The organism is Rhizobium sp. KDH_Rht_773_N (assembly GCF_052946295.1).
Map to the genome: position 1 here is coordinate 435,341 of NZ_JBRFNB010000002.1, position 23,265 is coordinate 458,605.

Annotated in this window: 19 protein-coding genes and 1 riboswitch; of the genes, 12 read left to right on the plus strand and 7 right to left on the minus strand. The window is 63.7% G+C overall.

What is annotated here, in order from left to right; genetic code table 11:
* Genes lpdA through ACU8HS_RS23970 form a run of 7 tightly spaced genes read right to left on the minus strand, consistent with a single transcriptional unit; the run spans position 1 to position 8,076 of the window.
* The gene (gene lpdA, locus ACU8HS_RS23940; RefSeq protein WP_447016350.1) at positions 1 to 1,398 is read right to left on the minus strand and encodes a dihydrolipoyl dehydrogenase; all 1,398 of its coding nucleotides are present in this window, start codon (positions 1,396 to 1,398) and stop codon (positions 1 to 3) included.
* A gap of 3 nt (positions 1,399 to 1,401) precedes the next feature.
* Positions 1,402 to 2,643 (minus strand): dihydrolipoamide acetyltransferase family protein, encoded by a 1,242-nt coding sequence (locus ACU8HS_RS23945; protein WP_447016351.1) that lies wholly within the window; start codon positions 2,641 to 2,643, stop codon positions 1,402 to 1,404.
* A 3-nt stretch (positions 2,644 to 2,646) separates the two neighbouring features.
* Positions 2,647 to 3,660, minus strand: coding sequence for an alpha-ketoacid dehydrogenase subunit beta (locus ACU8HS_RS23950; RefSeq protein ID WP_112571077.1), 1,014 nt, complete (start codon positions 3,658 to 3,660; stop codon positions 2,647 to 2,649).
* A 1-nt stretch (position 3,661) separates the two neighbouring features.
* Positions 3,662 to 4,894, minus strand: coding sequence for a 3-methyl-2-oxobutanoate dehydrogenase (2-methylpropanoyl-transferring) subunit alpha (locus tag ACU8HS_RS23955; protein WP_112571079.1), 1,233 nt, complete (start codon positions 4,892 to 4,894; stop codon positions 3,662 to 3,664).
* 60 nt (positions 4,895 to 4,954) lie between these two features.
* Complete coding sequence (locus ACU8HS_RS23960; protein ID WP_112703081.1) at positions 4,955 to 6,082, minus strand: acyl-CoA dehydrogenase family protein; 1,128 nt, start codon at positions 6,080 to 6,082, stop codon at positions 4,955 to 4,957.
* A gap of 15 nt (positions 6,083 to 6,097) precedes the next feature.
* Positions 6,098 to 7,285 carry an acetyl-CoA C-acyltransferase gene (locus tag ACU8HS_RS23965; protein ID WP_112753096.1) on the minus strand — a complete coding sequence of 396 codons (1,188 nt, stop codon included), beginning with the start codon at positions 7,283 to 7,285 and terminating at the stop codon, positions 6,098 to 6,100.
* Between the two features lie 23 nt (positions 7,286 to 7,308).
* Positions 7,309 to 8,076, minus strand: a complete 768-nt coding sequence (locus tag ACU8HS_RS23970; protein ID WP_112753097.1) for a 3-hydroxyacyl-CoA dehydrogenase — start codon at positions 8,074 to 8,076, stop codon at positions 7,309 to 7,311.
* 136 nt (positions 8,077 to 8,212) lie between these two features.
* On the opposite strand from ACU8HS_RS23970, the gene ACU8HS_RS23975 reads away from it, so the two are divergent.
* From ACU8HS_RS23975 to ACU8HS_RS24030, 12 genes are all read left to right on the plus strand, one after another.
* Complete coding sequence (locus ACU8HS_RS23975) at positions 8,213 to 9,226, plus strand: AraC family transcriptional regulator (protein ID WP_112753098.1); 1,014 nt, start codon at positions 8,213 to 8,215, stop codon at positions 9,224 to 9,226.
* Between the two features lie 65 nt (positions 9,227 to 9,291).
* Complete coding sequence (locus ACU8HS_RS23980; RefSeq protein ID WP_447016352.1) at positions 9,292 to 10,437, plus strand: isovaleryl-CoA dehydrogenase; 1,146 nt, start codon at positions 9,292 to 9,294, stop codon at positions 10,435 to 10,437.
* On the plus strand, positions 10,434 to 12,044 hold the full coding sequence (locus ACU8HS_RS23985) for a carboxyl transferase domain-containing protein (protein ID WP_447016353.1): 1,611 nt from the start codon (positions 10,434 to 10,436) through the stop codon (positions 12,042 to 12,044). The genes ACU8HS_RS23980 and ACU8HS_RS23985 overlap by 4 nt, the downstream gene beginning before the upstream one ends.
* A 9-nt stretch (positions 12,045 to 12,053) precedes the next feature.
* Positions 12,054 to 13,919 (plus strand): ATP-binding protein, encoded by a 1,866-nt coding sequence (locus tag ACU8HS_RS23990; RefSeq protein ID WP_447016354.1) that lies wholly within the window; start codon positions 12,054 to 12,056, stop codon positions 13,917 to 13,919.
* Positions 13,919 to 14,371 (plus strand): MaoC family dehydratase, encoded by a 453-nt coding sequence (locus ACU8HS_RS23995; RefSeq protein ID WP_447016355.1) that lies wholly within the window; start codon positions 13,919 to 13,921, stop codon positions 14,369 to 14,371. The genes ACU8HS_RS23990 and ACU8HS_RS23995 overlap by 1 nt, the downstream gene beginning before the upstream one ends.
* Positions 14,368 to 15,216 carry an HpcH/HpaI aldolase/citrate lyase family protein gene (locus ACU8HS_RS24000; RefSeq protein ID WP_447016356.1) on the plus strand — a complete coding sequence of 283 codons (849 nt, stop codon included), beginning with the start codon at positions 14,368 to 14,370 and terminating at the stop codon, positions 15,214 to 15,216. Before ACU8HS_RS23995 ends, ACU8HS_RS24000 begins: the two co-directional genes overlap by 4 nt.
* A gap of 523 nt (positions 15,217 to 15,739) precedes the next feature.
* Positions 15,740 to 17,098, plus strand: a complete 1,359-nt coding sequence (locus tag ACU8HS_RS24005) for an extracellular solute-binding protein (protein WP_447016357.1) — start codon at positions 15,740 to 15,742, stop codon at positions 17,096 to 17,098.
* 127 nt (positions 17,099 to 17,225) lie between these two features.
* Positions 17,226 to 18,110 (plus strand): carbohydrate ABC transporter permease, encoded by an 885-nt coding sequence (locus tag ACU8HS_RS24010; RefSeq protein ID WP_112571102.1) that lies wholly within the window; start codon positions 17,226 to 17,228, stop codon positions 18,108 to 18,110.
* 10 nt (positions 18,111 to 18,120) lie between these two features.
* Positions 18,121 to 19,035: an ABC transporter permease subunit gene (locus ACU8HS_RS24015; RefSeq protein ID WP_112571104.1), complete on the plus strand. Its 915-nt coding sequence runs from the start codon at positions 18,121 to 18,123 to the stop codon at positions 19,033 to 19,035.
* A gap of 13 nt (positions 19,036 to 19,048) precedes the next feature.
* Complete coding sequence (locus ACU8HS_RS24020) at positions 19,049 to 20,158, plus strand: sn-glycerol-3-phosphate import ATP-binding protein UgpC (RefSeq protein WP_112571106.1); 1,110 nt, start codon at positions 19,049 to 19,051, stop codon at positions 20,156 to 20,158.
* A gap of 11 nt (positions 20,159 to 20,169) precedes the next feature.
* The gene (locus ACU8HS_RS24025; protein WP_112571108.1) at positions 20,170 to 21,207 is read left to right on the plus strand and encodes an endonuclease/exonuclease/phosphatase family protein; all 1,038 of its coding nucleotides are present in this window, start codon (positions 20,170 to 20,172) and stop codon (positions 21,205 to 21,207) included.
* Between the two features lie 200 nt (positions 21,208 to 21,407).
* On the plus strand, positions 21,408 to 22,931 hold the full coding sequence (locus tag ACU8HS_RS24030; RefSeq protein WP_113412814.1) for an aldehyde dehydrogenase (NADP(+)): 1,524 nt from the start codon (positions 21,408 to 21,410) through the stop codon (positions 22,929 to 22,931).
* A 191-nt stretch (positions 22,932 to 23,122) separates the two neighbouring features.
* Positions 23,123 to 23,221: riboswitch (TPP riboswitch) on the plus strand.
* Positions 23,222 to 23,265 lie beyond the last annotated feature (44 nt).

The window sequence follows — 23,265 nt, forward strand, 5'->3', positions numbered from 1 at the left end:
TCAGATGTGAAGGGCGCTGCCCAGGGCTTTCAACGCCGCTTCCATGATTGCCTCGCTGCGCGTCGGATGCGCATGGATCGTGCCGGCGATATCTTCGAGCCGCGCGCCCATTTCGATGGCGAGCGCGAAAGCGGCGGAGAGTTCCGAGACACCGGCCCCTACCGCATGCAGGCCGACCACCAGATTGGTGTCGGCCCGCGCCACGACCCGCACGAATCCCTCCTCCGAGAGCATGGTCATCGCCCGTCCGTTGGCGCTGAAGGGAAACTGGCCGGTCCTGATCTCATAACCCTGAGCGCGGGCTTCCGACGGGGACAGGCCGGCGCTGACGATTTCCGGATCGGTAAAGCAGATCGCCGGGATACAGCGCTTGTCCCAGGCTCGCTTCTTTCCGGCAACGATCTCCGCCACCATCTCCCCCTGCGCCATCGCCCGATGCGCCAGCATGGGCTCGCCGGTGACGTCACCGATGGCGTAGATGCCGCGCATCGAAGTCCGGCAGCGATCGTCGATCCTCAGAAAGGGGCCGGCGCGATCGAGATCGAGTTCTTCGAGACCGGAGCCTGTGGTTCTCGGGCGACGTCCGACAGTGACGAGAACACGGTCTGCGGCAAGTGTCTGCTGCCGGCCGTCAGGCGTTTCGACGACAAGGCCGTCGCCGGAATCGGAAAGGCCGATCGCCTTCGCACCGGTCAGCACGCGGATGCCGCGCTCGGTCAACTTGCGCATCACGGGCCGCACGAGATCGGCGTCATATTGCGGCAGGACCTGTTGCGTCGCCTCGACCACCGTGACCTGCGATCCCATCCTGGCGAAGGCCGTCCCAAGCTCCAGGCCGATATAACCGCCGCCGACCACGACAAGATTTTTCGGCAACTCGCCCAACGACAGCGCCTCGGTCGAAGATATGATGCGGCCGCCGAAGGGCAGGTTCGGCAGTTCGACAGGATCGGAGCCGGTAGCGATGACGACGGTTTCGGCGCGAATGATCTGCTGGCCGGTCTCCGTCTCGACCTCGACAGTCTTGCCGTCGCGAAAATGCGCGCGGCCGTGGACGATCTTCACGCGGGCCTTCTGCAGCAGGCCGGAGACGCCGGCGGTCAGTCGCCCGACAATGCCGTCCTTCCAGGCGATCGTTCGCGCAAGATCGATGGAGGCACCTTCGACACGGATGCCCATCGGGTTCCTGCCCGCCAGCATCCGCTGTGCGGCATCGAATTCCTCCGCCGCATGGATGAGCGCCTTGGAGGGAATGCAACCGACGGTCAGGCACGTGCCGCCCGGCTTGCCGGCCTCGACGATGACCGTGTCGATTCCGAGCTGGCCGGCACGGATGGCGCAGACATAACCACCTGGGCCAGCACCGATGACGAGGAGCTTGCAGACAATCTCTTTCATGACTCAGCCTTCGATGAAAATGAGCGCCGGCGTTTCGAGCAGCGTGCGGATGCGCTGCACGAAGGTCGCCGCGTCCCAGCCGTCGATGATGCGGTGGTCGAAGCTGGAGGACAGGTTCATCATCTTGCGCGGCACGAATTGCGTGCCGTCCCAGACCGGCCGTGTCGCGATCTTGTTGACGCCGATAATCGCCACTTCCGGATGATTGATGACAGGCGTGGAAACGATGCCGCCGAGCGCGCCGAGCGAGCTGATCGTGATGGTCGAACCGGAGAGTTCATCTCGCGTCGCCGTGCCGGAACGCGCCGCATCCGCCAGCCGGTTCAACTCGACGGCGCAATCGAAGATGCCGCACGCCTCGGCATGACGCACGACGGGTACGGTCAGGCCCGCCGGCGTCTGCGTGGCAATGCCGATATGCACGGCGCTGTGGCGCGTGATAATGCCGGCGTCGTCATCAAAGGTGGCATTGACCTCGGGCTGTTCGGAAATCGCCTTGACCAGAGCCCGCATCAGAAAGGGCAGCACCGTCAGCTTGGGATGCTCGGCCTTGCGGTCGGCATTCATGGTGGCGCGCAACTCCTCGAGCGCGGTCATATCCACCTCCTCCACATAGGTAATGTGCGGAATACGCGAGGTGGAGAGCACCATTTTTTCGGCAATCCGGCGGCGAAGACCGGTCAGCTTGATTTCCTCGGTCGCCGTCTTCTTACCGAGAACCGCCCTTGCCGGCGCGGCCGCCGCCCCCTGGGTCAGGAACTGCTCGATATCTTCGCGCAGGATGCGGCCGGCCGGCCCGCTGCCTTGCACCTGCCGCAGATCCACCCCGCTCTCGCGCGCAAAGAGCCGCACGGACGGGGCGGCAAGCGGCTTTTCGGCGGGTGCGGGACGGGGCGGCAGTGGGGATGCGGGCGCCTTCGGCGCGGGTTTGGGCGCGTCCACCTTCACCGGCTCGACCGGTTGCGGCGGCGGAGCCGCTGCGGGCTCTGCCACGCTCACCTCCCCCGATGTCTCGATCCTCACCAGCGGCGCCTTGACCGCGATGCGGTCGCCGACCTCACCGGCAAGCCAGGTCACGGTGCCGCTGACGGGAGACGGGATCTCGACGGTTGCCTTGTCGGTCATGACCGCGGCGATGACCATGTCCTCGCGCACGGGATCGCCCGTCTTCACATGCCATTCGACAAGCTCGGCCTCCGCAACGCCTTCGCCGACATCCGGCATCTTGATGATGAATTCGCCCATGGCTCAGGCCTCCATCACTTCGGCAAGCGCACGTCCGACGCGGCCGGGTCCGGGGAAATAATCCCATTCCTGCGCATGCGGATAGGGCGTGTCCCAGCCGGCGACGCGCACGATCGGGGCTTCGAGCTGATAGAAGCAATGTTCCTGCACCAGCGACACGATCTCGGCGCCGAAGCCCGAGGTCAAGGTCGCTTCGTGCACGACGACGCAGCGCCCGGTCTTGGCCACGGATTTGACGATCGTGTCGAGGTCGAGCGGCAGGAGGCTCCTGAGATCGATCACCTCGGCATCGATGCCGGCATCCTCGGCGGCGGCGAGCGCCACGTGTACCATCGTGCCGTAGGCGACCACGGTCACAGCCGAGCCCGCACGCCGCACCTCCGCCCTGCCGATCGGGATCGTATAATGTCCTTCCGGCACCTCGCCGAGGTCGTGTTTCGACCAGGGCGTCACCGGCCGTTCGTGATGGCCGTCGAAGGGTCCGTTATAGAGCCGCTTCGGCTCCAGGAACATGACCGGATCGGGATCCTCGATGGCCGCAATCAGCAGGCCCTTGGCGTCATAGGGGTTGGAGGGCACCACCACTTTCAGGCCGCAGACATGGGTAAACAGCGCCTCCGGGCTCTGGCTGTGCGTCTGGCCGCCGAAAATGCCGCCGCCGGTCGGCATGCGCACGACGATCGGGCAGGTGAAATCGCCGTTCGAGCGGTAGCGGATGCGGGCCGCCTCCTGCGTCAGCTGATCGTAAGCCGGATACATATAATCGGCGAACTGGATTTCGACGCAGGGCTTCAGCCCATAGGCGGCCATGCCGATCGCCGTGCCGACAATTCCGGATTCGCTGATCGGCGTGTCGAAACAGCGCGTCGTGCCGTATTTTGCCTGCAGGCCCTGGGTGCAGCGGAAGACGCCGCCGAAATAACCGACGTCCTCACCGAAGACCACGACATTGTCGTCGCGCGCCATCGAGACGTCCATGGCGCTGCGCACGGCCTCGATCATCGTCATCCGGGCCATGTCAGTACCCCGCCTTCTGTCGCTGGCGACGGATGTGCGGCGGCATTTCGGCATAGACGCCCTCGAAAATATCGCGCACCGACGGCTTGCCGCCGTCATGCAGCGTGCCGTGCTGTTCGGCCTGGCGTTGGGCTTCGATCACCTCGTCCATGATCTCGGCCTCGGCCTGGGCATGGCGCTCTTCCGACCAGACGCCCCTGACGATCAGGTGTTTCTTCAATCGCAGGACAGGATCGCCGAGCGGCCAGGCCTCCGATTCCGTCTTCGGCCGATAGGCGCTCGGATCGTCCGAGGTGGAATGAGCGCCGACGCGGTAGGTGACATATTCGATCAGCGTCGGGCCGAGATTGCGCCGTGCCCTTTCCGCCGCCCAGCGGGCAACGGCGTGGACGGCGAGATAGTCGTTGCCATCGACGCGCAGCGCCGGAATGCCGAAACCGAGGCCGCGAGCGGCAAACGTGCCGGAACCGCCACGGGCAATGCCCTGGAAGGTGGAGATTGCCCACTGATTGTTGACGATATTGAGGATGACGGGCGCCTTGTAGGTGGAAGCAAAGACCAGCGCCGAATGGAAATCCGATTCCGCCGTCGAGCCGTCGCCGATCCAGGCGGCCGCGATGCGGCTGTCGTTCTTGATTGCGGAGGCCATGGCCCAGCCGACCGCCTGCACATATTGCGTGGCGAGATTGCCCGAGATTGTGAAGAAGCCATGTTCCTTGGACGAGTACATGATGGGGAGCTGGCGCCCGCGCAGCGGATCGCTCTCGTTCGAGTAGATCTGGTTCATCATCTCGACCATCGGATAGTCGTCGGCGATGAGCAGGCCAGCCTGGCGATAGGTCGGGAAATTCATGTCGCCCTTGCGCAGCGCCTTGCGGAAGGCGCAGCTGACCGCCTCTTCGCCGAGATGCTGCATGTAGAAGGAGGTCTTGCCCTGCCGCTGCGCCATCAGCATGCGGGCATCGAAGGCGCGCAGCTTCATCATGTTGCGAAGCCCGGCCAGCAGTTCCTCGTCGGTCAGCGATCCGGCCCACGGGCCGACGGCCTCACCCTCCCGGTTCAACACGCGGATGATCGAATAGGCGAGCTCGCGAATGTCCTCGGACGCGACATCCACTTCCGGGCGCGGCACCGATCCGGCCTTGGCGATCTTGACGTTGGAGAAATCGGGATGGCCGCCCGGACGGACGGCGGGTTCGGGAACGTGCAGGCTCAAACGAGCAGATTCCACCATATGGTCTTTTTCCTCCCATTATCGGCCCCGCTCCTCTCCTCCAGAAGCAGGACCCACTTGTTACAGGTTGCGGGCGATCACCATGCGCTGCACGTCGCTCGTTCCCTCATAGATCTGACAGATGCGCACATCGCGATAGATGCGCTCCACCGGATAGTCGGCCATGTAGCCGTAACCGCCATGGATCTGGATCGCGTCGGAACAGACGCGTTCGGCCATTTCGGAAGCGAACAGCTTGGCCATCGAGGCCTCCGACAGGCAGGGCAATCCCGCCTCCCGCAGCGAGGCCGCGTGGAACACCAGCTGGCGCGCCGCCTCTATCCGCGTCGCCATGTCGGCGAGCCGGAAAGCGACCGCCTGGTGCTCGACAATCAGCTTGCCGAAGGCGCTCCGTTCCCGGGCATAATCGCGAGCCGCCTCGAAGGCTGCTTTCGCCATGCCGACGGCCTGTGCGGCGATGCCGATCCGCCCACCTTCGAGATTGGCAAGCGCGATACGATAGCCCTCCCCTTCCCCGCCGAGGCGGAACTCAGCGGGGATGCGCATGTTGTTGAAGGCGATCTGGCAGGTGTCGGAGGAATGCAGGCCGAGCTTTTCCTCGACCCGGATCACCTCATAGCCCGGAGTATCGGTCGGCACGATGAAAGCCGTGATCCCTTTCTTGCCGGCATCGGGATCGGTGACGGCAAAGACGATAATGACCTGGCCGTTCTTGCCCGAAGTGATGAACTGCTTGGCGCCGTCGAGCACATAATGATCTCCGTCGCGCCGCGCCCGCGTTTTCAGGTTCGAGGCGTCGGAGCCGGCCTGCGGCTCCGTCAGCGCAAAACCGCCGATCCATTCGCCGCTTGCAAGCTTCGGCAGAAAGCGCTGGCGCTGCTCTTCATTGCCGAATTTCAGGATGGGCACACAGCCGACCGAACTGTGCACGCTCATGATGGTGGAGCAGGGACCGTCGCCGGCAGCGATCTCCTCAAGGGCCGCGGCATAGGCAATGACACCCGTATCCGATCCGCCATAGGCCTCCGGCACCAGCATGCCGAGCAGCCCGAGTTCGCCCATCTCCCGCAATTCCTCACGGGGGAAGAGAGAGTCCCGGTCGCGTTTTGCCGCGCCAGGCGCGAGCCTTTCGCGGGCGAAGTCGCGGGCGAGATCGCGGATCTGCTGCTGAAGTTCGGAAAGGATCATGGGCCTTGCCCTCCCCTAATGCCGCTCGATGGCAACGGCGGTTGCCTCGCCGCCGCCGATACAGAGTGCCGCCATGCCGCGCTTCAGGTCGTAACGGTCGAGCGCCGACAGAAGCGTCACCAGAATACGGGCACCGGACGCGCCGATCGGATGGCCGAGCGCACAGGCGCCACCATGCACGTTCACCTTGTCATGCGGCAGGTCGAGGTCGCGCATGGCCGCCATGGCAACGACGGCGAAGGCCTCGTTGATTTCGAAGAGATCGACATCGGAGAGCGGCAGGCCGGTCCGGTCCGAAAGCTTCTGCAAAGCACCGATCGGCGCCGTGGCGAAGAGATTGGGCGCCTGCGAATGCGTGGCATGGCCGAGGATGGTGGCGAGCGGCTTGAGGCCACGGCGTTCCGCCTGCGAGCGGCGCATGAGGATGAGGGCGGCCGCACCATCGGAAATCGAACTGGAATTTGCCGCCGTCACCGTACCGCCGTCGCGGAAAGCGGGCTTCAGGGTCGGGATCTTGTCAGGCTTTACCTTACCCGGCTGCTCGTCGCGGCTTGCCACCAGTTCGGCCCTGCCGGATTTTATCGTGACGGGCACGATTTCCTTCTCGAAACAGCCCTCGGCAATCGCCTTCTGCGCTCGCGTCAGCGAGGTCACGGCATAGGCGTCCTGCGCCTCGCGCGTGAACTGATAGGCTTCGGCGCAATCCTCCGCGAAGCTGCCCATCAAGCGCCCCTTGTCATACGCATCCTCCAGCCCGTCGAGGAACATATGGTCCACGACCCGCCCATGGCCGAGCCTGTAACCCGCACGGGCACGATCAAGGAGATAGGGCGCATTGGTCATGCTTTCCATGCCGCCGGCGACCGCGATCGAGCCGCTGCCGGCCGCGATCAGGTCATGGGCCATCATGACCGCCTTCATGCCGGAGCCGCACATCTTGTTGACCGTGCTGGCGCCCGTCCCAAAGGGCAGGCCGGCATGGATCGCCGCCTGACGGGCCGGCGCCTGCCCTTGGCCGGCCGGCAATACGCAGCCGAAAACGACCTCATCGATCGCATCGGCCGCAACGCCGCTGCGCAAAAGCGCTGCGCGGATTGCCACGGCGCCCAGTTCCGGGGCGGCCGCATCCCTGAGTTCACCCTGAAAGCTGCCGATCGGCGTGCGGGCCGCGCCGACGATGACGATAGGATCCTGCAAGGTCATGTTTCCTCCTTCGGGCGAGGCGCTCAGCGCGCGCCCATGCGCAACGCGCCGTCGAGGCGGATGACCTCGCCATTCAGCATGTTGTTTTCCAGGATATGGCGCACCAGCGCGGCAAACTCGGCCGGGTGTCCAAGGCGCGGCGGGAAAGGCACGCTCCTGCCGAGCGCCTCGCGCACTTCCGCCGGCATGGCTGCCATCATAGGCGTTTCAAAGATGCCGGGCGCGATCGAGACGGTGCGGATGCCGTGGCGCGCAAGCTCGCGGGCAATCGGCAGCGTCATCGCTGCAACCCCACCCTTGGAGGCGGCATAGGCGGCCTGACCGATCTGGCCGTCGAAGGCTGCGGCAGAAGACGTATTGACGATTACGCCGCGCTCGCCTTCCGCATCCGGCTCTGCCGTCTGGATGGCGGCGGCGGCAAGCCGGGTCATGTTGAACGTGCCGATGAGATTGATGGCGATCGTCCGGGCAAAGCTCTGCAGCCGGTGCGGCCCTTCGCGACCGAGTACTTTCTCCGCAGGCGCAACGCCGGCGCAATTGATAAGCCCGCGAAGCGGGCCGAAGGCGTCGAAGGCCGCGGCAATGACGGCCGCGCCGTCTTTTTCATCGGTCACGTCGGCCTTGACGAAACGTGCCCCCTGCCCGAGTTCGCCGGCGATCGCCGCGCCGGCATCGGGATTGAGATCGGCAATCGTCACGCAGCCGCCTGCTTCGACGAGCATGCGCGCCGTTGCGGCTCCAAGCCCGGAGCCGCCGCCGGTAACGATGAAATTTGCGCCGCGGATCTGCACGGAACGCTCCTCCCTGCCCGGCAGACACTCCTCCAGAGCCCGCCTGAGACACGATTCTAGTCCCTCACCCTATTGCAAGCGATGACAGAATTGCCCCATTATTGCGGACAGTTTTGCCATAGATCGCGGAGCGGCGATGGCTGAGATCGAGCGACGCATGATTGCCCCCGGCTTCGTCGAGGAAGCCCTCGACAGCCTGCGACGGCTGGGAAGGCCGACGGCACCGCTCCTGACCAGGCTCGGCCTGCCGTCAAAGATCGATCAGCCGGTTTCAGCCGAGACCTATGGCGCGCTCTGGCTGGCAATCGCCGCCGAGCTGGACGACGAGTTCTTCGGCATGGGCGGCCGGCCGATGCGCAGCGGCAGCTTCACCTTGCTCTGCCATTGCGTTCTGCACGCACCGACACTCGGCCACGCGCTCAGGCGCGCCTTGCGTTTCCTCGATGTCGTGCTGGACGATCCGCGCGGCACACTGCTTGTCCGCGACGGCCTGGCACAGGTCGAGCTTCGCGATGCCGGCGAGCCGCGTTCCGCCTTTGCCTACCGCACCTACTGGATCATCCTGCACGGCATCATCTGCTGGCTGGTCGGCCGGCGCATCCCGATCCGTCTCGTCGATTTCCGCTGTGCGGAACCCGGCCAGGGCGCCGACTACCGTCTCTTCTTCGGCGCGCCGGTGCGTTTCTCGCAGCCGATCAGCCGGCTCGGTTTCGACAGCGCCATGCTCGACCTGCCGATTTCACGCAGCGAACAGTCCCTCAAGCAGTTCCTGCGCGGCGCCCCTGCCAATATCCTCGTGCGCTACCGCTACGATGCCGGCATCGCCGCCGCCCTGCGCCGCCGCCTCTCCCAAAGCTCTCCCGCAGCCTGGACGGGCTTCCAGACGCTCGCCAGGGATATGCGCATCCCCTCCTCGACCTTGCGGCATCGCCTGCACGACGAGGGTCAGAGCTATGCCGGCATCAAGGACGATATCCGCCGCGACCTTGCCGTCGACATGCTGATGAATACGCAGAAGACCATCGGCGAAATTGCCGTGCAGCTCGGCTATTCCGAGCCCAGCGCCTTCTTTCGTGCCTTCAAGAAATGGATGGGCAAAAGTCCCGAGGCCTATAGGCGCGACGAGGCAAAATCGCCCCGCTGGGAATAGACTTCGATCAAGGGAGCTTTGAACCGGCCGCAACCCGCGCTACATATTTTGGCGGGAGGAATGCCATGTTTGATTTTTCGCTCGGCGAAACCGCGGACGCGATCCGCGAGGCGACGGCGCGATTTGCCGCCGACAATATTGCTCCGATCGCAACGGAGATCGACGAAAGCAACACGTTTCCACGCCAGCTCTGGCCGCAGATGGGTGCGCTCGGCCTGCACGGCATCACCGTCGAAGAGGAGTTCGGCGGGACGGGTCTCGGTTATCTCGACCATGTCGTCGCCATGGAAGAGGTTTCGCGTGCCTCTGCATCCGTGGGCCTGAGTTACGGTGCCCATTCCAATCTCTGCGTCAACCAGATCCGCCGCTGGGCGACGGCGGAGCAGAAGCATCGCTATCTGCCGAAGCTGATTTCCGGCGAGCATGTCGGTTCGCTTGCCATGTCCGAAGCCGGTTCGGGCTCGGATGTCGTTTCCATGCGGCTGAGGGCCGAGCGCAAGGGCGATCGCTTCACTCTCAACGGCACGAAATTCTGGATCACCAATGCGCCGCATGCCGACGTGCTCGTCGTCTATGCCAAGACCGACCCGGCCGCCGGGCCGAAGGGTATTTCGGCCTTCATCATCGAGAAAGGCATGCCCGGCTTCAGCGTTTCCAAGAAGCTCTCAAAGCTCGGCATGCGCGGCAGCGATACGGCCGAACTCGTTTTTCAGGATTGCGAGGTGCCGGCGGAGGCGCTGATGGGGCGCGAAGGCGACGGCGTGAAGATCCTGATGTCGGGCCTCGACTATGAGCGCGCCGTGCTTGCCGCCGGGCCGCTCGGCATCATGCAGGCCTGCCTGGACGTGGTGCTGCCCTACGTGCGGGAGCGCAAGCAGTTCGGCAGGGCCATCGGCGACTTCCAGCTGATGCAGGGCAAGATCGCAGACATGTATGTCGCGCTGAATGCGTCGCGCGCCTATGTCTATTCGGTGGCGCGTGCCTGCGATGCCGGCCGCACGACCCGCTCGGATGCGGCGGCGGCAATCCTCTTTGCCAGCGAAAATGCCGTGAAAGTGTCGCTGGAGGCCATCCAGGCGCTCGGCGGTGCCGGATATACCAAGGAATGGCCGGTCGAGCGCTTCCTGCGCGATGCCAAGCTCTACGATATCGGGGCCGGCACCAACGAAATCCGCCGCTATCTGATCGGCCGGGAGCTCATCGCGTCATGACGGTGATTTCCTCTGACATCGATCGCGACAGCGAGACCTTCAAGGCCAATAGCAGCAAGAACAAGGCACTGATCGACGAGCTCTACGACCGCTCGGCAAAGATCCGCGAAGGCGGTTCGCCATCGGCACGCGACCGCCACACCGGAAAGGGCAAACTGCTGCCGCGCGACCGCATCCAGCTCCTGCTCGACGCGGGGAGCCCCTTGCTGGAGATCGGCACGCTGGCGGCGAACGGCATGTACGGCAACGAGGCGCCCGGGGCAGGGATCATCACCGGCATCGGCCGCGTTCGCGGCCGCGAGGTCATGATCGTCGCCAACGATGCGACGGTAAAGGGTGGCGCCTATTTTCCGATGACCGTGAAGAAACATCTGCGGGCGCAGGAAATCGCCATGCAGAACAGGTTGCCCTGCCTGTATCTGGTCGACAGCGGCGGCGCCAATCTTCCGCATCAGGCCGAGGTCTTTCCCGACCGCGATCATTTCGGGGCGATCTTCTACAATCAGGCGCAAATGTCGGCCGAAGGCATTCCGCAGATCGCCTGCGTCATGGGAAGCTGCACGGCAGGCGGCGCCTACGTGCCCGCCATGTCCGACGAGACGGTCATCGTGCGCAATCAGGGCACGATCTTCCTGGCCGGCCCGCCGCTGGTGAAGGCTGCGACCGGAGAGATCATTTCGGCCGAAGAGCTCGGCGGCGCCGAAACCCATGGCCGCCGCTCCGGTGTCGTCGATCACGTCGCCGAAAATGACGAGCACGCGCTGCTTCTCGTGCGCGATATCGTCGCCAGCCTCAACAGCGTGAAATCAGTCGATATCGACATCCAGCCACCACGCCCGCCGAAGCTCGATCCGGAAGATCTCAACGGCATCATCCCCGAGGATGTGCGCTCGCCCTATGACGTTCGCGAGGTCATCGGCCGCATCGTCGACGGGTCCGAACTGCACGAGTTCAAGCCTCTTTACGGCACGACGCTGGTCTGCGGCTTTGCCCGAATCTGGGGCATGCCGGTCGCCATCGTCGCCAACAACGGCGTGCTGTTTTCCGAGAGCGCCCTGAAAGGCGCGCATTTCATCGAGCTTGCCTGCCAGCGCCGCGTGCCGCTGCTGTTCCTGCAGAATATATCGGGTTTCATGGTCGGCGGACGTTATGAGGCCAGCGGCATCGCCAAGGACGGGGCGAAGCTGGTGACTGCGGTTGCGACCGCCAGCGTGCCGAAAGTCACGGTCATCATCGGCGGCAGTTTCGGCGCCGGCAATTACGGCATGTGCGGCCGCGCCTACCGTCCCCGCTTCCTCTTCACCTGGCCGAACAGCCGCATCAGCGTCATGGGCGGCGAACAGGCGGCTTCCGTGCTTGCCACGATCCGCCGTGATGCCATGGAAGCGCGCGGCGAGACATGGCCGGCAGAGGACGAGGAGGCCTTCAAGGGGCCGATCCGCGCCGGCTACGAGGCCGAGGGCAATCCCTATTATGCCACCGCCCGCCTTTGGGACGACGGCATCATCGATCCGCGCCAGACGCGCGACGTGCTGGGCCTTGCCTTTTCTGCCTGCCTGAATGCGCCGATCCCTCGCGGGACGCGCTTCGGTCTCTTCCGGATGTGAGGTGGCGCGATGATGGAGAGCCTTCTCATTGCCAACAGGGGCGAAATCGCCCGCCGGATCATCCGCACGGCAAAAAGCCTCGGCATCCGCACCATTGCCGTCCATTCCGAGGCCGATGCCGGCCTGCCCTTCGTGGCGGAGGCGGACGAGGCCGTGGCCATCGGCCCGGCGCCTGCACGCGAGAGCTATCTTTCGCAGGCGCGCATTCTGGAGGCCGCCCGCAGGACCGGTGCGGCAGCCATCCATCCCGGCTACGGCTTCCTGTCGGAAAATGCCGAATTTGCCGAAGCCGTCGAGAATGCCGGCATCATCTGGGTTGGCGCGCCGCCGGCGGCCATCCGCGCCATGGGGCTGAAGGACGCGGCCAAGCAATTGATGCAGACGGCCGGCGTGCCCGTGACACCGGGCTATATGGGCGCCGACCAGAGCGACGAAAGGCTTGCGGCCGAAGCGGACGCGACAGGCTATCCCGTGCTTGTCAAAGCCGTCGCCGGCGGCGGCGGCAAGGGCATGCGCCGCGTCGATCGGCCGGAAGACTTCGCCGAGATGCTCGCTTCCTGCCGCCGCGAGGCGGCCTCCTCCTTCGGCGATGATCGCGTGTTGATCGAGCGCTATATCGCCAATCCGCGCCATATCGAGGTACAGGTCTTCGCCGACCGTTTCGGCAATTGCGTTCATCTCTTCGAGCGCGACTGCTCGCTGCAGCGCCGGCACCAGAAAGTAATCGAGGAAGCGCCCGCACCCGGCCTCGATGCCGAAACCCGCGCCTCGATCTGTGAGGCGGCGGTCAAGGCTGCAAAGGCGGTGAACTATATCGGGGCCGGCACTATCGAATTCATCGCCGACGCTTCCGAGGGCCTGCGTCCGGACCGCATCTGGTTCATGGAGATGAATACAAGGCTGCAGGTGGAACATCCCGTCACGGAGACCATCACCGGTGAGGACCTGGTATTCTGGCAATTGCAGGTCGCCGCAGGCCAGCCGCTGCCGAAGGGGCAGGACGAGATAACCATGCAAGGCTGGGCTTTCGAGGCTCGCCTTTACGCCGAAAACCCTGCCGCCGGCTACCTGCCGTCGATCGGGCGCCTGGATCATCTGCGCCTGCCCGCAGACACCAGGGTCGATAGCGGCGTCGAGGAAGGCAACGAGATCACCGCCTTCTACGATCCGATGATCGCCAAGATCATTACCCATGGCCGCAATCGTCAGACAGCGCTCTCCAAACTCGTCAAAGCCTGTGAAAGCATTGAAATCTGGCCGGTAAAATCCAATGCCGGCCTTCTCGCCCGCGTCGCCGCCGATGCGGACTTCCGCGCGGCAAGGGTCGATACCGGCTTCCTCGACCGCCACGGCGAGACCCTGCTGCCGAAAGAGCCGGATGCGGCGACAATCGACCGGGCGGCGACGGCCCTGGCCACGATTGGCGAAACCGATCCCTGGTCGGCGCTCGCCGGACTGCGCATTGCGGGCGCAAGCGATGGCCGCACGCGTGTGCGCGTCGGCGATCATCTCTACTGGGGGCATGTCCGCCCCGCTCCTGGCATCAATGCCGTCCGCATTGGCGAAACCACCGTTCTCTTCGATGCCGGCAATGCCTGGCCGATCGGCCCTGCCGCGGCCAGCGAAATCGAAGCGCATCAGGGCGCGGGCGACGGTGCGATCCTCTCGCCGATGCCGGGCCTCGTCATTTCCGTCGATGTCGCGGAAGGCGACCGCGTCGCCAGGGGCGACCGCCTGCTGACGGTCGAGGCGATGAAGATGGAGCATACGCTGCGCGCGCCCTTTGACGGCGTCGTCGGCAAGTTGCCGGTTTCGGTGGGCGCCAGGGTTTCTGAAAACCAGCTCGTCGTCAGCGTCATGAAGGGAGAGGATTGATGGCCGGCCGCTACTTCGACGAATGGGCTGTCGGCGACCGCATCGCCCATGAGATCCGCCGCACGGTCACGGAAACCGACAACCTGCTCTTCACCGCGCTCTCCCATAACCCGCAGCCGCTGCATCTCGATGCCGACTATGCGGCGGGCACGGAATTCGGCCGCATCGTCGTCAACGGAACTTTCACCTTCGCGCTTACCGTCGGGCTCTCGGTTGGCGACACGACACTTGGCACGCTTGTCGCCAATCTCGGCTATGACAAGGTGACGATGCCCAAGCCCGTCTTCATCAGTGACACGCTTCGGGTGGAGACCGAGGTGACGGAACTCCGGCGTTCCAACTCCCGGCCCGATGCCGGGATCGTCACATTCCGGCATATCACGCTGAACCAGCGAAATGAGATCGTCTGCCAGTGCCTGCGCACGGCCATGCTGCAGGTGAAGCCATCATGAGGCTGCGCTCGCTGCTTTTCGTGCCCGGCGACCGGCCGGAGCGTTTCGACAAGGCGGTCGCCTCCGGCGCCGATGCCGTCATCCTCGATCTGGAAGATTCCGTTTCCGCGCCGAACAAGCCGCAGGCACGGGAGGCCGTGCGCGACTTCGTCACGCGCCGCGCCGCCGATGCAAAGCTCGTCGTTCGCATCAATCCCCTCGCCACGCCAGCCTGCGATGACGACCTCATGGCACTTGCGGATATCAACGCCTTCGCGATCATGTTGCCGAAGGCCGAAGGCGCATCGTCAGTGCGCCGGCTCGCAAGCCGCCTGTCATCCGCCGTCCCCATCCTGCCAATCGCGACGGAGACACCGGCTGCCATTTTCGAGATCGGCAGCTACAGGGATGTCGCCTCTCATCTTTGCGGACTGACCTGGGGCGCGGAAGATTTGCCCGCCGCCATCGGTGCCGCTGCCGCCCGCGAGGCGGACGGACGCTACACCGCCCCCTATGAGCTCGCCCGCTCACTGGTGCTGTTTGGCGCCCATGCCGCCACGGTTCCCGCCATCGAGACCGTCTATCCCGACTTCCGCGATCTCGGCGGCCTCGCGGCCTATGCCGGGCGTGCGCGGCGTGACGGGTTCTCGGGCATGATGGCGATCCACCCGAGCCAGGTCGAACCGATCAACCACGCTTTCACACCCGACGCTGCGGAGATCGCCTGGGCGGAAAAAGTCGCGAGCGCCTTCGCGGCTTCGCCTGACAGCGGCGTCGTCCAGATCGACGGACGCATGCTCGACCTGCCGCACCTGAAACTGGCAAAGCGCATTCTGGAGGCGGGAAAACGATCGGATGAAGGATGACTGTCCTTCTCGGCTCTGCCGGGCGACCGCGAGAAACCGGCAGACGCGGGGATATGGGACACGGTTCGCGGGGTCTGAAGCGCCCAATGAATAGGCAAATTAACCCATATGTCGTGAACAGAACATCAGATGTCGTATTTTCTCGGCTCAACGCACAGCTGTGCAAAGCTATTTCCGATGTCGAATTCTCTTGATAGCAGGTTCTTTCCGATGGAACTTCCGAGTGAATTTTGAAATCAATCAATAATAACGGCAATTAATAGAATTGAATAGGCACATAGTCATCTCAAATCCTAGCTATATTTCATATATAATTGGAATATAGGCCACCACAACGACCAAGATACCAGAACGTCAAGCATCGATGTTCAACGAAAATTTCGCGAAATTTGGACATGAATATTTTATGACAGAAACTTTCTACTCTTTTCATGTCATAGAAACTTCATTGGTGGCCGCAAATTGAACCAGTTAATAGGGCGTGCGCTCAAGAGGGGGCGCGTCCTATTTTTCGAGGGTTCTCATGCAAGCCAAGCTTCTCGGCGCCGTAGGCGCCCTTCTCGCTTCAGCTTTCGTCGCTGCTGGTCCCGCCGCTGCTGCCGAAAAGACCAAGATCGACTTCTGGTTCGGTAACTCGGGCGATATCGCCACGCGCGTTCAGGAACAGTGCGACCGTTTCAACAAGTCGCAGAACGACTACGAAGTCGTCTGCACCAGCCAGGGTTCTTACGACGCCTCGCTGCAGAACACGATCGCCGCTTTCCGCGCCGGCAAGCAGCCGACCATCGCACAGGTTTCCGACGCCGGCACGCTCGACATCATGCTGTCTGGCGCCTACTACCCGGCCAACAAGCTCATGACCGACATGGGCTACAACGTTGACTGGAACGACTACTTCTCCGGTATCGCCGGCTATTACGCAACGTCGAAGGGCGACATGTACTCGTTCCCCTTCAACTCCTCGACCGCCCTTCTCTACTGGAACAAGGACGCCTTCGCCAAGATCGGCAAGGACCATGCTCCGGCCACCTGGAAGGAAGCTGGCGAAGATTTCAAGGCTCTGAAGGACGCAGGTTACGCCTGCCCGCTCGGCTTCGACATCTCCAACAACGAAGTCTGGCAGTTCATCGAGCAGTTCGAAGCCGTCAACGGCGAGCCGATCGCTACCAAGAAGAACGGCTTTGAAGGCCTCGACGCCGAGCTGGTGTTCAACAAGAACCCGATGCTCGTCAACTTCGTCAAGGACCTGAAGGGCTGGTACGACGCCAAGGAAGCCGTCATCAAGAACAAGGCTGTCGGCCAGACCTTCGTCGAAGCCTTCGCCGCCGGCGATTGCCAGGTCATCCTGACCTCGGTCGGCGACCACGGCAATATCGGCCGCACCGCCAAGCAGGGCATGAACTGGGGCGTTGCCATGCTCCCGACCTACGGCGATGCAACCCGTCACAGCTCCTATGTTGGCGGCGCTTCGCTCTGGGTTCTGAAGGGTCACTCGGACGCCGAATACAAGGCTGCCGCTGCCTTCTTCAACTTCATCGCAAAGCCGGAAGAAGCTCTCACCTGGTCGACCGTCACCGGCTACATCCCGGTTCGTAACTCGGGCTTCGAATATCTGAAGAAGCAGGGCTTCTACGACAAGGCTCCCTATGCCGGTCGCGAACTCGCCATTCAGAGCCTGACCGCCTCCCCGGCCGGCGACACGTCTGCCAAGGGCATCCGCCTCGGCGGCCTGCTCCAGGTCCGTACCGAAATCGCCAACGGCCTGCAGGCAATCTTCGTCAACAATGCCGACGTGCAGACTTCGCTCGACTCCGCTGCCGACCGCGGCAACCAGTTGCTGCGTCGCTTCCAGCAGACCTACAAGGGCGTTCAGCTGCCCTAACCGACTGATATGAGCCGCACCCGGCCCGCTTCTGGCGCGCCGGGTGCGTCTTTGTACATTCCCTACCGGCTGCGGCGGTGCGATCGCCGTCCGCGCCAGAACCAAACCAGGACGAAAACGACCACTCATGGAAAAGCGCGTCACTTTCTCCTCGACGACGATCGGCCTTCTCTTCGCATTTCCGATGCTGTTGCTGATCTTCGTCTTCTTCTACTGGCCGAGCGCGCAGGCGCTGTATTGGGCGTTCACGCTCGAGCAGCCATGGGGCGGCGGCAATGCCTGGGTCGGTTTCGACAATTTCAAGCAACTGCTGAGCGACCCGATCTACTGGGATTCCATCACCCGCAGCATGATCTTCGGCTTCGCCTCGACCGCCATTGCCATGGGCCTGGCGCTCATTCTGGCGCTTCTGACCGATCGTGAACTGCGCGGCCACAAGATCTATCGCTCGGTCTTCATCTGGCCCTATGCGATCGCCGCTCCCGCGCTCGGCCTTGCCTTCCGCTTCATCCTGGCGCCGGAAGCCGGCCTTCTGTCGGTCATCAACCATGTCTGGCCCGGTCTCTGGAACCCCGCTTTCGACGGCAAGGATGCGATGATCGCCGTCATCATCGCCTTCTCCTGGAAATATATCGGCTACAACTTCATCTTCTTCCTGTCGGCGCTGCAGGGCATCCCCCGCTCGCTGATCGAGGCGGCCGCCATGGACGGCTCGGGGCCGATGCGCCGCATGCGGGATATCCAGCTGCCGCTGCTGACCCCGACATTGTTCTTCCTGCTCGTCATCAACATTACCGAGAGCTTCCAGGATTCCTTCGGTATCGTCGATGTCATGACCCAGGGCGGCCCGGCGCGCGCCACCGAACTCATGGTCTACAAGATCTATTTCGACGGCTTCAAAGGCCTCGATTATTCGGGCGCCGCAGCCCAGTCCATGATCCTGATGGGCCTCGTCATCCTGCTTACCATCTTCCAGTTCCGCTTCATCGAGCGGCGCGTGCACTACAAGTGAGGTCGCGGACATGATCGAACGCACGCCAATCTTCAATTTCGTCTGCTACACCCTGCTGGCTGTCGGCCTGGTGATCGCGCTTCTGCCCTTCCTGATCGTCATCGTGGCATCGACGCTCGATCTCGAGACGGTCAACCGGGTGCCGCTGCCGCTCATTCCGAGCAGCCATTTCTGGGAGAACGTGCAGACCGCCTGGGTTCGCGCCGATCTCGGCAACAAGCTGTTCCACAGCATCATCTTCGCCGCCACGGTCGGCGCCGGCAAGGTCATCCTCTCGGCCATGGCCGCCTTCTCGATCGTCTATTTCCGTTTCCGCGGCCGCTACCTGATCTTCTGGATCATCTTCATCACGCTGATGCTGCCGCTCGAAGTGCGTATCGTGCCGACCTACTCGATCGCCGCCAATGCGCTTCAGCCCTTCCAGTCCATCCTTGATGTGACCGGCATCACCTGGCTGATCGCGCAGATCACCGGCATCCAGGTCAAGTTGGAATGGGGCCTGCTGAACTCCTATCCGGGTCTGGTCCTGCCGATGGTGGCAACGGCAACCGGCACCTTCCTCTACCGCCAGTTCTATCTGACGGTTCCGGACGAGCTGGCCGAGGCATCGAAGATGGACGGGTCCGGCCCGGTCCGCTTCTTCTGGGACGTGCTTCTGCCGCTGTCGCGCCCGAACATGATCGCGCTTTTCACCATCATGTTCGTCTGGGCCTGGAACCAGTATCTCTGGCCGCTTCTGATTACCACCGATCCGAGCTTCGGTATCGCTGTTACCCAGCTGAAGACGCTCATTCCCTCCGAATTCGGCCTGCCCGACTGGAACGTCGCTATGGCCGGAACATTGATCATCATGTCGCCGCCGCTGATCCTCGTCATCCTGATGCAGCGTTGGTTCGTGCGCGGCCTAATCTCCACCGAGAAGTGAAAGGAACAGACCCTTGGCACCGATCTCCATCCGTGGCGTGAAGAAAAGCTATGGCAAGAACGCCGTCGTTCACGGCGTCGATCTCGAAATCCAGTCGGGCGAATTCATCGTCATCCTCGGCCCGTCCGGCTGCGGCAAGTCCACGCTTCTGCGCATGATCGCCGGCCTGGAAGAAATCACCGGCGGCGAAATCGCCATCGACGGCCGCGTGGTCAACCAGCTTGAGCCGCGCGAACGCGGCTGCGCGATGGTCTTCCAGAACTATGCGCTTTATCCGCACATGAGCGTTGCCGAAAACATCGGCTACGCGCTCAAGGTTTCGGGCGTGCCGAAAGCCGAGCGCGACCGCCGCATCGCCGAAGTCGCCAAGGCGCTCAGCCTCGAGCCCTTCCTGGAACGCCGACCGGCAGCCCTGTCCGGCGGTCAGCGCCAGCGCGTCGCCATGGGCCGCGCCATGATCCGCGAGCCGAAGGTTTTCCTCTTCGACGAACCTCTGTCCAATCTCGACGCCAAGCTGCGTATCGCCATGCGCGCGGAAATCCGCCGCCTGCACCGCCGCCTCGGCGCCACCTCGATCTTCGTGACCCACGACCAGAACGAGGCCATGACGCTGGCCGACCGCATCATCGTCATGAATGCCGGCAATGTCGAACAGGTCGGCACGCCGGAAGAGGTCTACCACTATCCCGCAAGCCGCTTCGTCGCCGGCTTCGTCGGCACCCCGGCCATGAACCTGCTGGAGGGCCGCGTCAACGAAAACGGCACCTTCATCTATGACGAAGGCCGCAGCGTCGCGCTTCCGGCCGAACGCGGCAAGCAGCTTGCCGGCCAGCGCGTCGTGCTCGGCGTGCGTGCCGAAGCCGCCCGCCTCGTTTCCCCGGATGCACCCGGCGCACTCGTCGCCACCGCCGATTTCATCGAAGAACTGGGCGCGAGCCGCGTCGTGCATGCCGATTTCGATGGCCTGCCCTTCGCTGTCGCGATGACCGGTTCGGTCTCGCTGAAGACCGGCGACCGGATCGGCATCGCGATCGATCAGGATTCGATCCATCTCTATTCGGCCGACACCGGCGCAGGCCTCGTCGCCCCGGCTCGCGCGAACGCCAAGACCGTCGACGCCTGAGCCTGCCAGCCATGAGCAATTTTTCCGATCTCGCGACCGGCGACCGCAACCTCGTTGCGGTTGCCGTGGAAGCGCTTGCCGCCCCGTCAGCCGCCTTCTTCGACGAGGCACGGGCCGCAGCATTGACGCGAGCCGAACATGACCGGCTGGCTGCGACGCAGCCGGCCCTCTCGACGATCGAAGTGGTCCATGCCGATAGCGGCATTGAAGCGGCCAGCGGCATCGTCGTCGCTGCGTGGAATGCCGAACGTCTGAAGTACCACGCGCCTTCGGTCGAACTCGTTTCCCAAAGCGGTGCCGATATCCTGCTGCTGACCGAGGCCGATCTCGGCATGGCACGCGCCGGCAACCGCCATACCGTTGCCGATCTCGCCCGCGATCTTGGCATGTCCTATGTCTTCGGCGTGGAATTCATCGAGCTCGGCCTCGGGGATTCGCGCGAGCGCGAATGGCACAAGGGCGAAACGAACGCAGTCGGTTTTCACGGCAATGCGCTGCTGTCGCGCCTGCCGGTGACGGACGCCGCACTCATCCGCCTCGACGATGGCGGCAATTGGTGGACGGATGCGAAGGACGGTCAGGGCCGGATCGGCGGACGCATGGCGATTGCCGCGAGGATCGAGACTTCACTCGGGCCGATCCTCGCCGTCAGCGTGCATCTGGAAAGCAAGACCGATATCGAGGATCGCGCCGGGCAGACGCGCAGGCTGATCGCGGCCGTTGAAAAGCTGGCCGGAAACCTGCCTGTGGTGATCGGCGGAGACTTCAACACCAATAGCCTTCCGGCCGGCACGCGCGAACCGGAAGCCCACGAACCGCTGTTCGGCCTGCTTGCCGAAGCCGGCTACCGCTGGGAGGCAGCCAACGACTTCGCACTCACGCAGCGCACGCGTCCGGACGGCACTCCGCAGCCGCCTTTCGCCCGGCTTGACTGGCTGTTCACCCGCGGGCTTACGGCAAGCCAAGCCGTGACCGTTCCCGCCGTCGATGCCGACGGCGCAGCGATCTCGGACCACGACCTCGTCAAGGCCCGGTTTTCCACGCTCTGATCAGCCACGGACAAAGAGCCGCAGCCCGGCAGGCCCGCCGAATGGCGGCCTGCCGTTTCCCCGAATTCCCTGCGGAATGTCTCCCCGACGATGCTTCTGCCAGAGAGGTCCTCTTCGCTGCGACTTTGGGGAAAGATGTTGTGAAATTGAGAAAGCGAACGCCTATATAGTCGCCGAGTCTGTTTGAAAGGAAATCCGTCATGACTATCAATGGAAGCCTGCTCGTCGCGGGATCGGAAAAGCGCGGCACGCGCGGGGAACTCTACGGCATCGAGGCAGCCACCGGGACGCCCTTGCCCGTTTCCTTTGGCGGCGCCTCTGCCGAAGACGTCGAGGAGGCGACCAGGGCTGCATGGGAGGCCTTCGCCTCCTACCGGGAAACCGATCTCGAAACGCGGGCGGCCTTCCTTGAAACGATCGCCAGCGAGATCGAAGCGATCGGTGACGAACTGATCGTGCGGGCGATGGCGGAGACCGGGCTCCCACGCGGGCGCCTGGAAGGCGAACGTGCCCGCACCACCGGACAGCTTCGGCTGTTTGCGAAGGAGGTCCGTGACGGCCGCTTCCAGGAACTTCGTTTCGACGGCGCCGATCCCTCCCGCAAGCCGGTTCCGAAGCCGGATCTGCGCCTGCGCAACGTTCCCCTTGGCCCGGTCGCCGTTTTCGGCGCATCGAACTTTCCGCTCGCCTTCTCGGTCGCCGGCGGTGACACGGCGTCTGCGCTGGCGGCAGGATGCCCTGTCGTCGTCAAGGCGCACTCCGCCCATCCGGGCACATCGGAACTGGTCGGCCGCGCCGTACAGCGCGCCGTCGCCAAGGCTGGCCTGCATGCCGGCACTTTCGCGCTTCTTTTCGATACCGGTTTCGAGGTCGGGCAGAAGCTGGTGGCCGATGCCAGAATCAGAGCCGTCGGCTTCACCGGCTCACGCCGGGGCGGCACGGCGCTGATGAAGATCTCGTCCGAACGCAAGCAGCCGATCCCGGTTTATGCGGAAATGAGCAGCATCAACCCGGTCATCTTCTTCCCCCATGCGCTGAAAACCCGCGCGGCGGAGATCGCGACCGCCTTCGTGGGCTCGCTGGTTCTGGGTGCGGGACAATTCTGCACGAATCCCGGCCTCATTCTTGCCGTCGATGGCGAGGGCCTGGATACTTTCATTGCCAGGGCACGCGAGCTTCTGCCTGACGTCAGCGCCCAGACGATGCTGACGGGCTCCATCGCCAAGGCATTCTGCGATGGTGTCGCCCGGCTGGAAAAACATCCCGAAGTCCGCCTTGTCGCCAATGGCAAGCCCGGCAGCGAATTCGAAGGCACGGCCGCTCTCTTCGAGACGACGGCTGCGGCATTCCTGGCGCATCATGAGCTTCAGGACGAAATTTTCGGTGCAGCCGGTCTCATCGTGCGCTGCCGCGATCTCGCTGAACTCGAACGCGTCCTCGACGGTCTCGAAGGTCAGCTGACCGTTGCCCTGCATATTGCGAGCGAAGACGAGCCGGACGCGAAGCGCCTCGTTCCCAAGCTGGAAATGCTTGCCGGACGCCTGCTCGTGAATGGCTTCGGAACCGGTGTGGAAGTATCGCCCGCGATGGTCCACGGCGGCCCCTATCCGGCAACGGCCGACGGCAGGTCGACGTCGGTCGGGACGCTCGCCATCTACAGGTTCCTGCGCCCGGTTTCGTATCAGGACTTTACGACCGAGCTGCTTCCGGCTCCGCTGCGGTGATCGGCCGGGGCTTGCCGGCCTCGATACGGCGGTCTCCTGGAAGAGACCGTCGAAAGGCCGGCAAGCCCCAGCACGGCTGGAAAGAGACATCCATCTTAAGACCGGTGCAGCGTCAGCATGCGCGGAGCCGCATTCGCAAAACCGTCATTTTGCCAGTGACATTGGCTCCATTCTCTGCAAGAAAGAGTGCCGTTGAGAGACAGGGGCGCCCGTTTGCAGGAACGGGCTGAGAAGCACCCTTCGAACCTGAACCGGATAATGCCGGCGGAGGGAGTCGCTCGGGTCACAATCTGCTTCATCGCATGATCGTTCCCGCGCCTGCCCCGCCTGAAAG